Source organism: Rhodococcus sp. RDE2 (genome assembly GCF_020885655.1).
GTDB lineage: Bacteria > Actinomycetota > Actinomycetes > Mycobacteriales > Mycobacteriaceae > Rhodococcus > Rhodococcus pyridinivorans.
This window is the reverse complement of sequence record NZ_AP025186.1, coordinates 960,208-972,433: the sequence shown is the minus strand read 5'-3', so window position 1 is coordinate 972,433 and position 12,226 is coordinate 960,208. Positions and strand designations below refer to the sequence as shown.

General features: G+C 69.0%; 13 protein-coding genes. 3 read left to right on the top strand and 10 right to left on the bottom strand.

Features of this window, described 5'->3' with window-relative positions; translation table 11 throughout:
- Positions 1–138 precede the first annotated feature (138 nt).
- The gene (gene sepH / locus LPH33_RS04675; protein ID WP_186455329.1) at positions 139–1,008 is read left to right on the top strand and encodes a septation protein SepH; all 870 of its coding nucleotides are present in this window, start codon (positions 139–141) and stop codon (positions 1,006–1,008) included.
- 14 nt (positions 1,009–1,022) lie between these two features.
- Positions 1,023–1,724 carry a DUF6928 family protein gene (locus LPH33_RS04670; protein ID WP_229567281.1) on the top strand — a complete coding sequence of 234 codons (702 nt, stop codon included), beginning with the start codon at positions 1,023–1,025 and terminating at the stop codon, positions 1,722–1,724.
- Positions 1,725–1,757: 33 nt separating this feature from the next.
- On the opposite strand, the gene LPH33_RS04665 is transcribed toward LPH33_RS04670, so the two are convergent.
- The 8 genes from LPH33_RS04665 to LPH33_RS04630 form a co-directional block, all read right to left on the bottom strand.
- Positions 1,758–3,341: an alpha/beta hydrolase gene (locus LPH33_RS04665; RefSeq protein ID WP_160873796.1), complete on the bottom strand. Its 1,584-nt coding sequence runs from the start codon at positions 3,339–3,341 to the stop codon at positions 1,758–1,760.
- Positions 3,342–3,468: 127 nt separating this feature from the next.
- Entirely contained in the window at positions 3,469–3,894 is a 426-nt protein-coding gene (locus tag LPH33_RS04660) for a DUF7144 family membrane protein (RefSeq protein WP_059381851.1), read from the bottom strand.
- Positions 3,895–4,102: 208 nt separating this feature from the next.
- Entirely contained in the window at positions 4,103–4,519 is a 417-nt protein-coding gene (locus LPH33_RS04655) for an SHOCT domain-containing protein (protein WP_059381798.1), read from the bottom strand.
- A gap of 308 nt (positions 4,520–4,827) precedes the next feature.
- Positions 4,828–5,253, bottom strand: coding sequence for a DUF7144 family membrane protein (locus LPH33_RS04650; protein ID WP_059381799.1), 426 nt, complete (start codon positions 5,251–5,253; stop codon positions 4,828–4,830).
- Between the two features lie 94 nt (positions 5,254–5,347).
- Positions 5,348–5,620 carry a DUF2537 domain-containing protein gene (locus LPH33_RS04645; protein WP_059381800.1) on the bottom strand — a complete coding sequence of 91 codons (273 nt, stop codon included), beginning with the start codon at positions 5,618–5,620 and terminating at the stop codon, positions 5,348–5,350.
- Complete coding sequence (locus LPH33_RS04640) at positions 5,617–6,423, bottom strand: TrmH family RNA methyltransferase (protein ID WP_160873795.1); 807 nt, start codon at positions 6,421–6,423, stop codon at positions 5,617–5,619. Before LPH33_RS04640 ends, LPH33_RS04645 begins: the two co-directional genes overlap by 4 nt.
- A gap of 139 nt (positions 6,424–6,562) precedes the next feature.
- A complete protein-coding gene (locus LPH33_RS04635) occupies positions 6,563–6,994 on the bottom strand; it encodes a MarR family winged helix-turn-helix transcriptional regulator (protein WP_085469263.1) in 432 nt (143 codons plus the stop codon).
- A 44-nt stretch (positions 6,995–7,038) separates the two neighbouring features.
- The gene (locus tag LPH33_RS04630) at positions 7,039–8,508 is read right to left on the bottom strand and encodes an NCS2 family permease (protein ID WP_016691320.1); all 1,470 of its coding nucleotides are present in this window, start codon (positions 8,506–8,508) and stop codon (positions 7,039–7,041) included.
- 80 nt (positions 8,509–8,588) lie between these two features.
- Between LPH33_RS04630 and LPH33_RS04625 the strand changes: the two genes are divergently transcribed.
- The gene (locus tag LPH33_RS04625; RefSeq protein ID WP_016691319.1) at positions 8,589–8,840 is read left to right on the top strand and encodes a DUF2530 domain-containing protein; all 252 of its coding nucleotides are present in this window, start codon (positions 8,589–8,591) and stop codon (positions 8,838–8,840) included.
- A 39-nt stretch (positions 8,841–8,879) separates the two neighbouring features.
- Here the strand turns inward: LPH33_RS04625 and LPH33_RS04620 are convergent, their stop codons facing one another.
- Positions 8,880–9,419, bottom strand: a complete 540-nt coding sequence (locus tag LPH33_RS04620; protein ID WP_088897811.1) for a phosphatase PAP2 family protein — start codon at positions 9,417–9,419, stop codon at positions 8,880–8,882.
- The gene (locus LPH33_RS04615) at positions 9,416–12,226 is read right to left on the bottom strand and encodes a sacsin N-terminal ATP-binding-like domain-containing protein (RefSeq protein WP_088897812.1); all 2,811 of its coding nucleotides are present in this window, start codon (positions 12,224–12,226) and stop codon (positions 9,416–9,418) included. The genes LPH33_RS04620 and LPH33_RS04615 overlap by 4 nt, the downstream gene beginning before the upstream one ends.

The window sequence follows — 12,226 nt, the reverse complement described above, 5'->3', positions numbered from 1 at the left end:
GGCGAACCCTGGACGATAACGCGCCGCGTCGGATTTCTTGCGATGTCGCTCGGCGTGGCGCGGCGTGTCCGGCCACGAAAAATATCCAGGTCGGTTACAGTCGGGCGGGTCAATCGCGATCGGCGCGAGGAGGTCAAGGTGCGAGAGCTTCGAGTGGTCGGTCTCGAGCCCGATGCTAAGCATGTGGTGCTCGCCGATCCCACGACGGGGGACAAGTTCCGCATTCCCGTCGACGACACCCTGCGCGCGGCCGCTCGCGGCGATCTGGCCCGTCTCGGCCAGATCCAGATCGAGACGACCAGCCAGCTCCGTCCTCGCGAGATCCAGGCCCGCATCCGCGGCGGCGCCTCGGTCGAACAGGTGGCCGACGAGGCCGGCATCCCGGTCGCCAAGGTCGAACGGTTCGCCTATCCCGTCCTGCTCGAGCGGTCCCGGGCGGCCGACATGGCCAAGAAGGGCCATCCCGTCCGCCCCGACGGTCCCGCCGTCGAGACCCTCCACGAGATCGTCACGCAGGCCTTCCGCGCTCGCGGGCACAGCCTCGACGAGGCCGAGTGGGACGCCTGGCGCGACGACGAGGGCTTCTGGGTCGCACAGCTGCGGTGGCACGCGGGTCGTTCCACGAACCGCGCCCACTGGCGGTACCAGCCCGACGCTCACGGCGGCACGATCACCGCGCTCGACGACATCGCCGCCGATCTCGTCGATCCCGACTGCGGTCGCCCCCTGCGCTACCTGACCCCGGTCTACTCCGCGCGCGACGTCGACGATTCCACCGAGGCGGAGAACGCCGAGCGGCACGCCCCGATCGCGCTGGAGGCCCCCGCCGCCGACGAACCGGCCCCCGAGCCGGTCGCCGACGAGGAGACCGCCGTCGCCGTCACGGTGCCCGACGACACCGACGCATCGCGCACGTCGCAGGCTCCCGCGAAGGACAAGCGCGGCAAGCCGGCACTCCCCTCGTGGGACGACGTGCTGCTCGGTGTGCGCAGTAACGGACGCGTCTGAGGAAGTCGTCGACGATGTCGGCGACGGTGTCGACGCTCTGGTACGTCGACGCACCCGATCCCGCAGCGGTCCTGCGCGAGTTCTCCCCGGATCGCGATGCGGCCCAGGCACTTCTGTCGCGCCTGTTCCCGGATCTCCAGGTCGATCCCGGCGGCCGGGTTCCGCTGGCCGAGGCCGGGGATGCCTGCGAGGACGACGGCGTCGAACAATTCCGGATCGGCAGTTATCCCGGTGTGACGGTGGTGTCGAGCCCCCGGTTCGCGCTGCGCCACCCCTCGGAGCTACCCGCGATGTGGTTGCGCACGCCCGCCGCCGAACGCACGTGCCTGCTGGCCTCCGATCCGGCCGGCGCGTGGGGATCGTTCGCCGTGTGGGAGTGCGGCACGCTGCGCCGCAGCTTCGGGGCGAACACCGTCGAGTTCTTCGAGGATCAGGGACTCCCGTTCGTGTGGGAGCGCCCGTTCTGGGCGGGTGAGCATCCGCTCCGCTGGCCGCCGAACGTGCCCCCTCCCCCGGAGTCCCTGCCCTTCCACCCACGCAAGCTCGTCGAGGAGGCCCACGGGGCGTGGCTCGGATTCCGCTACGTCGGCCGTCGCGACGACGAGCTCGACCCGCGGAACATCGAGACGTGGAGTTTCACGCTGCGCACCCCCGTCCCACAGATCTCCGTCCCCGCACCGAAGACCTCCTGGTGGCGGCGACTCGCCGCGCACTGACGTGCCGTCGAGCGACGCTCCCGGTCGGACTCGTCACTCCTCTGCTCCGACAATGGATTTCAGTTCTTCGATGTCGTCGGGCGTGATCTCCGGGGACTGCAGGACGACGGCCCAGGCGTCGACGTACTCGGTGCTGTACTTGTGGCCGTGCCCGGCAGGGACGCCCGTGGAGAAGGGCAGATCGGCCGTGACCTGCCAGAAGGTCACGAACGGGATCCACACCATGTCCTCGAGCACGTCATGGCCGGGGGCTTCGCCGATCCAGTCCGGCTCGCTCGTGATCAGGCGCGGACTCCACCAGACGATCGGATCCGACGGGTGCATCAGATACAGCACCCGGCTGCCCTCCCACGGCTCGTCCGCCGGCGGGATCTCCGCCTGCGGGTCGTTCGTGAACCGCACCGTGCGGCCGTCCCGGAAGACCGGTTCGATCTCGGGGCTGCCGGCCTCCCTGCGATCGCTGAACTCCCGGAAGAGGACGTTGAAATTCGGAGGTCCGGCGAAGACCGTACCCGACGTGCGATTGCGCAGGTCGTACTCGCCGCTGAAGGCGGTCTCCCCGCCGAACGAACCGAGGCTCTCCCCAGCCACGAGCAGTCGGGGGCGGGCGTCCTGGGGAAGCTTCGACCAGACGTCGTAGACCGCGTCGAACAGGTCGCGTCCGGCCTCCCGCGCCTTCGACTGATCGACGAGATACGAGATCCACGAGGGCAGATAGGAGTACTGGATCGCGACCGTCGCGACGTCGCCACCGGTGAGGTACTCGACGGAGTCCACCAGGGCCGGGTCCACCCAGCCGCTCCCCGTCGTCGTCACCACCACCAGGTTGCTCCGCTCGAATCCTCCTGCCCGGGTGAGGTCCTCGACCGCGAGGGACGCGCGATCCTCGGTGTCGTCCGCCGATGCCAGGCCGGCGTAGATCCGGATCGGTTCCAGAGCAGGACCTTCCGCGAACTCGCCGAGTTGCTCGGTGGTCGGGCCCTGCCCGACGAAGATCCGACCCTGCCACCCGAGAGAATCCCACGGAACGACCGAATCCGGTCCACCGGAGCGGAGTGCAGTCGTCGGTTGCTGCACACCTTCCTCGGTTCTCGTGTCCCGCGCCGAGAACGCCGCGTTGGCGGCGTCGATGAAGCCGGCGAGGAGCACTCCGGAGACGATCGCGTACACGAGTCCCGCGACGAGAACCCACCCCACGACGTTCGCGGCCCGCTGCCCGATCCACCGGTCGAGTGTCCGTGCCGCCCAGTGGTACAGAGCGCGGATACCGTGTCCGATCGCCAGCAGCACAGCGAACATCACGACCGCGACGAGCGGGGAGAGGACCGCAAGCGCCAGGTTGTACTCGGAAACCCCCATCAGAGTACGGATCTCGTGCTGCCAGTACTGACCGAGACCGAAGAAGACCGCGAAGAGGACCACCGCGCAGACACCGAAGGTCCACCACGACGTCGCCTTCGGAGGTCGAGGAGGACGGTCGGCGAACGCACGCCACACGAACGCGACGAGCACACCGAGACCGTATCCGATCGCAGCGGTGATCCCGCAGATCATCCCCTGCAGGAGACCGCCGCGCGGGAGCAGCGACGGCGTGAAGGACAGGCACGCGAAAAGCACTGCACCCCAACACCCGGGAAGTGTGAGGTGCAGCGCTTTCCGTCGTGTCCGCGATCGGGGGTCATCGGCCGCGACGTTCGCGACCGGATCGCCCCGGACGCTGCGGCCGTCTTCCTGCACGGTCGCGTCAGTAGTAGTCGGGGCGCGGGTTCCAGGTCGAGATCGCCCAGATCACGACCGCGTCCAGCGCGATGATCAGGATCGACCACCACGGGTAGTACGGCAACCACAGGAAGTTCGCGATGATCGACAACGCCGCGAGGACGATCGCCGTGACACGGGCCCAGGTGGCACCGCTCATCAACGCGAGACCGGCGACCAGCATCACGACACCGAGGACGATGTGGATCCATCCCCACGTGGTGAAGTCGAACTTGAACGTGTATTCCACGCCCCGGACGAACACTTCGTCCTCGGCCACCGCAGCGATGCCCTGGAAGAGCTGGACGACGCCGACCGTTGCCAGGATGATCGCGGCCCCGATCGAGGTGCCTGCGGCGATGCCCTGTTTCACACTCATCCCGTCTCTGTCGGGACGTACGTCATGCGACATGACGATCCTCTCGTGTACGAAGGAGACATCGATCGTGCACCGACCCTCGCGAGGAGCGGTCACGATCCGATTCGGAGGAACAAGGGTGCTGCGGGTTACGCTGTCACCCTTACATTTTCAACCGCCGGCTGCCCCGACGCGACACGACGATCGCACGAGCCGACCATGGGAGGGCACCGTTCTTCGATGCCCTCCCCGCACCGATGGTTCACGCGATGGGCACGCCGTCGCGTCCGGTCGTGACGTTGCCGAGCGCCTGCGCCTTGAGGTGTTCGTACTCCGTGGGTGTGATCGCACCCGAATCGAGCAGGGCCTTGGCGTCGGCGATCTGCTGGGCCGGGGATTTCCCGACCGCCACGGTCCGGATGTACTCGTCGGTGGCCTGCTTCGCCTCCGCTTGGGCCTGCTGCGCCCGCAGTGCCATCCCGCGGCCCCGAGCGATCAGATAGACCAGTGCCGTGAGGTACGGGAGGATCACCAGTCCGATGACCCACACCGCTTTGACCCAGCCGGACACGGAGTGATCACGGAAGAGGTCGACGATGATTTGGAACAGGACGATCAGGTATGCCACGAATGCGAATACGACGACTGTGTACCACACGTAGTCCCAGAATGAATCCATAGCCGAACCTCCTCGGCCGGACCGGGGGACGGAACGATGCCCGCGAAACCGCCCGGAAATTGAAGATCTCGAATCCTGTTTCCCCCTGCGGCGTGCCGCTGCCGGCACCACCACCAGTCACGGCTCATCCGCTCGTCGACACCGGATCGAATCGTGGCATCTGTCCGACTCCGGCGTCGGCGGGTGTCTCTACAAGCCATGACGACCTCCGTCCCTCCCGTCCGGAAGGAACGCATAAACCATACGCCCATCACGAGTGAAGGACACCTGTTTTCGCTGATCGTGCGCCCGGCGCACGACCGGGTCGTTCAGGAGTAGATCGCTCGGGGGTTCCACGCCGAGATCGCCCAGATCACCATCACGTCGAGCGCGATGATCAGGATCGCCCAGCCCGGATAGTTCGGTAGCCACAGGAAATTCGCCACGATCGACAGTGCGGCGATGACGATCGCCACCACGCGCGCCCAGGTCGCACCGGCGATCAATGCGATTCCCACCACCGCCATCGCGACCCCGATGACGATGTGGATCCATCCCCACGTCGTGAGGTCGAACGCGAACGTGTATTCCGGCCCGGCGACGAGCAACTCGTCGCCGGCGACCGCAGCGATCCCCTGGAGGATCTGCAGCGCGCCGATCAAGGTCAGGATGATGGCGGCTCCCACCGACATCCCGGCTGCCAGACCCTGACCGATCGTCATGTGCTCTTGTTCGGCATGCGCACCGTGGGACATGATGCTCCTTTCGGCCCACCCGACATTTCCGAGTGTGCGCTTCGGAGACGTTCTGCGGAATGCCTGCCGCGGGAGGAATGCTCCGCAGGGACGGTCAGGACACGATCAGCGCGAGCCAGCCGAACGGCACACCGGCCACGAAACCGGCGGCAAGCCAGCGCAGTACCTGCACCCGGAGCCACGACCACACGGTCGGCGCAACTCCCGCGACCGTCACGACATTGACGACGACGGCGAGGGCCGGATGGATCCGTCCGAGCGCCTGCCCGCAGGCGACGACGGTGATGACGGTGGCGACGAAGGAGAATGCCGTCAGTGTGAGCCCCGTCGCCCAGGGGGTGGGCGCGGGGCCGCGAGCCTGGCTCATCGCGGGAGCCGCACCCGCTCGTAGAACGCCATCGCAGCAGCGGTGGCCACGTTCAGCGAATCGGTGCCGGGAGCCATGGGAATGCGGGCGCGCACGTCGGTCGCCCGCATCGCATGCTCGGTCAGGCCCGGGCCCTCGGCACCGAGGAGCAGCGCGACCTTCTCCCCCGTCATCGCTTCGGCGAGCGGGATCGCCTGCGGGTCCGGGGTCAGCGAGATCAGCTGGAAGCCACTGCTGCGCAACAGATCCAGGTCGGACGGCCACCGGTCGACGTGCGCGAAGGGGACACGGAGGACGTGCCCCATCGACACACGCACCGCACGCCGGTACAGAGGGTCGGCGCATCCCTTCCCGAAGAGCACACCGTCGACACCGAGCCCGGCGGCGTTGCGGAACATCGAGCCGATGTTCTCGTGGTCGTTGACCCCTTCGAGCACTGCGACCGTGCTCGCCTTGTCGAGGACGTCGTCGAGCGACAGCGGTTCGGGCCGGTGCGCGACGGCGAGCACCCCGCGGTTGAGGTGGAAGCCGACGACCTCCGCCATGGTCGCCGCATCGGTGCGGTAGAACGGCACGTCGACGTCGCGCAGGTCGTCGGCGAGTTCGTCCAGCCGCCGACCCACTCCGAGCAGGCTCGTCGGCGCGAACCGGGAGTCGAGCATGCGTTGGACCACCAGCACACCCTCCGCGATCACCAACCCCTTGCCGCCGGGAAGGTCGGGCCGACGGTCCGCGGAGTTGAGATCGCGGAAGTCGTCCACCCGGGGGTCGGAAGGATCGTCGATGTCGATGACGTGAACCACCGGGTCATTCTCCCAGCGCCCCCACGTCCTCCCGCACCGGGTCGGTCGTCATCGACCGCAGTGCGGTCGGGCGTCACCACCGCGGTGCGGTCGGTCGTCACCACCGCGGTGCGGTCGGTCGTGATCGACCGCGGGGCGGTCAGTCGTCTTCAGCGACGAGCGCCGTGAGGATTCCGACGGCGTCGCGCAGCGTGGCGAGCGAGTCGGGATCGAGCTTCTCGAGCCGTTCGGTCAGCCACGCTTCGCGTGCCTGCGCCTCGTCGGCGAGCAGCTCGCTCCCGGCGTCGGACAGCGTCACGATGATCTGTCGTCCGTCGGTCGGGTGCGGTGTCCGTTCGACGAGACCGAGTTCGTGCAGAGACGCGATGACCCTGGTCATCGAGGGTGGTTGGACGCGTTCGCGCGCTGCCAGTGCCCCCGGGGTCATCGCACCCTCCTGCGCGAGGGTGGCCATCGCCGAGATCTGGGTCAGGGAAACTCGGGAATCGCTGCGTCTCCCCCGCAAATGACGCGTCAGACGCACTACGGCGAGTGAGAGGTCACCGGCGAGTGCGCGTGTATCCGAGATCATGGCGTGCAGAATACGTCACATCGCCCGAAACACGCGTCGGCCGTCTAGGTGAGCAGTTCCGTGAGGGGATCGACCGAGAAGTACAGGGCGAACAGCACTGCGACGATCCACATCAGCGGGTGGATGGTGCGGATCTTGCCGCTGGCGGCGTGCAGGATCACCCAGGTGATGAAGCCGACGCCGATGCCGTTGGCGATCGAGTAGGTGAACGGCATGACCATGATGGTCAGGAAGGCCGGCAGGGCGATCTCGAACTTGGTGAAGTCGATGTCGCGGACCTGACCGATCATCAGGGCGCCGACGACCACGAGTGCCGGGGAGGCCGCCTCGATGGGGACCACCTCGTACAGCGGGGTCAGGAACATCGCGAGCAGGAACAGCACGCCGGTGACCACGTTGGCCAGGCCGGTGCGGGCTCCTTCCGCGATACCCGAGGCCGATTCGACGAACACCGTGTTCGACGAGGCGGAGGCGCCGCCACCGACGATGGCGCCGGTGCCCTCGACGACGAGGGCCTTGCCGATACCGGGCAGGGTGCCGTTCTTGTCGGCCAGGCCGGCTTCCTTGCCGAGGCCGGTCATGGTGCCCATGGCGTCGAAGAAGTTCGCAAGGACGAGGGTGAACACGAGCAGGGTCGCGGCGATCACGCCGATGCGGGTGAACGCGCCGAACAGGTCGACGTTGCCGACGAGGCTCAGGTTCGGGATGCCGAAGAAGGAGTCGGGGGCCTCGGGGGTGCTGAGGTTCCAGCCCTTGGGGTTGGTGCCCAGCGAGGGGCCGACGTCGGCGATGGCCTCGATGATCATCGACAGGATCGTGGTGGCGACGATGCCGATCAGCAGTCCGCCGCGCACCTTGCGGGCGACGAGCACACCCATCAGCAGCACGCCGATGACGAAGACGAAGGTCGGCCACGACGCGATCGATCCGTCGATGCCCAGGCCGACGGGCACGGTGGTGCCGGCGGCGTCGGGGATGCGGCGGACGAAGCCGGCGTCGACGAGGCCGATCATGGCGATGAAGGCGCCGATACCGGCGGCGATGGCGGCCTTGAGTTCTGCCGGGATCGCGTTGAAGACCGCGGTGCGGAAACCGGTCAGGGCCAGCACGACGATGATGATGCCGTCGATGACGACCAGGCCCATCGCTTCGGGCCAGGTGACCTGCGGCGCGATGGTCACCGCGAGCAGGCTGTTGATGCCGAGGCCGGCGGCGATGGCGAACGGATAGTTGGCGACCACACCGAAGACGATGCTCATGAAGCCGGCGACCAGCGCGGTGACGGCGGCGACCTGGTTGATGGGCAGGATGTTGCCCATCACGTCGACCTTCGCGCTCGCGTCGTCGGCGGAGAAGCTACCGAGGATCAGCGGGTTGAGGACCACGATGTACGACATCGCGAAGAACGTGACGATGCCGCCACGCACCTCCCGGGACACGGTGGAACCGCGTTCCGTGATCTTGAAATAGGTGTCCAGAAAGGACGTTCGCTTGGAGTCGGTGCCTACGGCCATGTCCACAAATCCGCTCGTCGAGTACGGGGCGTCGCAACGGGAACCGATTATTGCAGCGCGAAGGAACTAATCTGCAAACCGTGGAACCCGCCCAGCTCGTCGCAGCCCGCATCCGACGCCTCGCCGACCCTCGCCCCGCGCTCGCCGTGGGAACCGGTCTGTGGGTGGTGGCGACCGTCGTCGTGGCGGTGGTGGGCGGCGAGCTCCGGGACGATGTGCTCCCGGTCTGCGTGGCGGGAATCGTGGTGGGGCTGCTGGGAACTGCGCTCTTCCTGCTGCAGCGCCGGGCCGCCCGGCGCGGCGACCGGGGTGCCCAGGTGGGGCTGGACTGACCCTCGCCCACAGCCGTCCGCGACACGCCCGCAGCGGTGTCAGCGACGGATCCGCACCCGAGTGATCAACCACACCCACAGCAGTGCCCATGTGATCCCGAAGATCCAGCCCGCGACGACATCGGTGAACCAGTGCGCCGCGAGGTAGACGCGGGAGAGCCCGATCACGACGGTGTAGGCGGCGAGCGCGATCGTCGCGGCGGTCCGGCGGCGATCGCCCCGCGGCCATGTGCGCACGACGACCGCGATGAGCACCGTGGCCAGAACGGCGCTGGTCATCGCATGTCCGGACGGGAACGATTCGGTGTGCAGGGCCAGCAGCCGTTCGGGTTCCGGTGGCCGGACGCGGCCGAACAGATTCTTGAGCAGGACCATCACCGGCCAGCCCGTGAGGACCGCTCCGGCGACGAGGACGGCGTCGGACAGACGATCGGCCCGCACCAGCAGCAGCGTCGTCACCGCGGCGATCAGGGTCGTGGCGACTCCCCCGCCCGTGTGGGTGAGTGCGGTCACGGCGGTGGTCAGCCCCGGCTCACGGATCGACACCATCCAGTCGAGCACCGCGGCATCGAGCGTCACGGTTCGGTTCTCACGTCCGGAGCCGCGAACGCGGTGAGTGCCGCCGCCAGACCGGCCGGTGTGCTGTGGACGGTGCCGGCCGCGTCGACCCACCACGGGACCTCGACCTCACCGGTCAGCGCTCCGGAGCAGCGGACGACGAGTCGGTCGTGCAGCGCGAGCACCCCGCGCGGAAGCGGCACACCCGCGACGATCCCGGCCAGGACCGCGGCCGGTTCGCGCTCCCACGTCGAACTCCGGCCCTGCTCGACAGGTTCGGCGTCGATCACCGCGGATGCCACGGCGATGTCGAGCACGTCCGCGAGCGCGTGGGCGGTTCCCCGGCCCCCGGTGACGAGCCGGTCGTGCGGGATCGCGGCCGCGAACCACGGACGGTCGGGCACGAGAGCGTCGGCTGCATCGACGACGACACCCACCAGGCTGCGCACCCCGTCGGGCAGGGTCACCGACTCCGGGTCGAGACCACCCGACGAGAAGGCCGCTGCGAGCGCGTCGTGGGCGGCGACGATCGCGGCCGGTCCCGGCGACCTGCTGTCGTCCGCGAGCCGGTCGAGCAGTGTTTGTGCCAGATCGGTGTCGTCGATCCGCGTACCGGCGAGGGCGCTGCGGAAGGCCGATGCGTCGGGGTGGGTGCAGGGGTCGAGCAGACCCTCGAAGAGGGTGTCGTCGGCGAATCGGTAGTGCCCCAGAGGCCGGCCGTCGAGCGACGCGCGGGTGCGCAGGTACCACGCCGTGTATCCGGCGGGGTCGGTGATCGCCTCGGCCGTCGCAGGTTCGGCGGCCAGCAGGGTCAATGCCCGCGACCAGCGGCGATCGTCGACGAGATCGAGGTCGCGCACGGCGACGAGCACCTCGGGATCGTCGTCGAGCCGCTCCCACCACAGGTGCTCGTCGGGCAGGTCGTGGTCGGGTCCGGTCGGCAGTTCCGCGCGCAGGACCGTGAAACCCCAGCCCACACCGATCGCGCGCAGGGCGTCGGCGCCGTACCGGTCGGGGACGGACGGGTCGACGGTGCCGAAGGGCGCGTCCGCGACCAGCACTTCTGCGAGCGGTGCACCGGGAAGCAGCAGTTCGTCGGCGGGGACGAGGTCGCCGTGGGCGTCGGGCAACAGCAGCGCCCCGAGTTCGCGGGGCACGGCCGTGGGCGACACGAGCGGCACCAGCCGCAGCACGACGTCGGCGAGCTCACCGGCCGGGAAGTCGCCGTCCGGGTCGATGTCGTCGGGATCGGTGTCCTCGACGGCCGCGACGAGCGCCGGGTCGGCGAGCAGGTCCTCGACCGTCACGGTGCCGGCTCCGAGCCGGGCGAGCAGCGGATGCGCGGCGTCGGGATGGACGAGACGCACCCACGGCATCGACACCGGGCCGAGATCCTGCAGTTGCGTCGCGAGCACGGCCGTGCGCGGGCCGGTCACGGTCCGGCCGTCCGACAGCGGAACGGGAAGGGACGCGAGTTCCTCGGCTGCGACCGCGTCGACAACGAGCGGAGTGAGCGCCTCGTACAGGCGGTTCCACCACTTCGGATCGCGTTCGTGCCCGGAGAGCAGTTCGGCCAGTCGCGCGAGACCGAGCCGATGCACGCCGACGGCGGTCAGCGCGGAGGCATGTCGCGGCCCGCACAACTCGGGGATCACGAGTCCCGGGACGACCTCGCCGAGGACGTCGGCGAGCTCGTCGGTGAGACCGGGGAGTGCGACGGCCCGGTCGGGCACCAGATCGGCGCTGCCGTCGGCGGCGGGAAGCCACGCGCCGGCAGCCAGCTCGTCGAGGATCGCCTCGCGGATCCGTCCGTCGACCTCGCTGCGCGCGAAACCCGGCAGGGGCACCAGGTCGAGTCGCTGCTCGGCGGGCAGAGCCGCGACGAACCGCGCGTATCCGCGGGCGACGTTCTCGACATGGGCGCCGGGAAGCACACGCCGCCGGTCGGGTTGCATGGCGACGTCGGCGACGACGATCGCAGGGAGCGACAGCTCCTCGTCGGAGCGGGTGGGGGCCCGCAGGACGTCGTTGCGGACCGGGTCGATCCGCCCGTCGACGACGGGCACCAGCCATCGCGCCGACGCTCCGGTGAACTCCCACCAGGTGCGATCGCCGATCCGCACCTCCCATAGGCCGCTGTCGAGTTCGCGCCGGTGACGGGTGAATTCGTCGTCTGCGACGACGAGGGTGTGCAGGCCCGGGAGTTCGAGCAGGATGTCGTGGGCCTCGGAACGGAAGGCGTCGAGCAACGCGACCGCGTCGACTCCCGGGCGTAGGACGAGCACGACTTCGGTGTCGCTGCCGGTCGCCGGCGGTGTCTCCGTCGGCCACACGAGGCGCAGCGCCGGGACACCGGATTCCGGCTCGGGCAGGTTCCGCTCGGCGAGCACCGCGCGGGTGCGGTCGGCCGAGAAGTGGAGCGAACCGGTGCGCGAACGCACCTCGATGTCGTCGGAGACCGACAGCACCGCCGTGAAGCCGACACCGAACCGCCCCACGGTGGATCCCGCGCCGGTCTTGTTCGACGAGCGCAGCGCGGTCAGCGCGTGGACACCGCCCTCGTCGAGCGGCTCACCGATGTTCGCGACGTGGAGACGGCCTTCGGCGAACCACACCCGCAACTCACCCGGCACACCGGCACGTGCCGCGGCGTCGGCGGCGTTCTGGGCGAGCTCGGTCAGGACGCGGTCGCGGTACCCCGCACGGACGTGATCGGCCTCGGTGGCCGCGTCCTCGCGCAGACGGGTGGGCGACGACGACCAGGCCGCGATGATCCCTTCGCGTAACGCCGCGGTCCCGAACGGATCCGCGGGGTCCGGCCGGGTCAC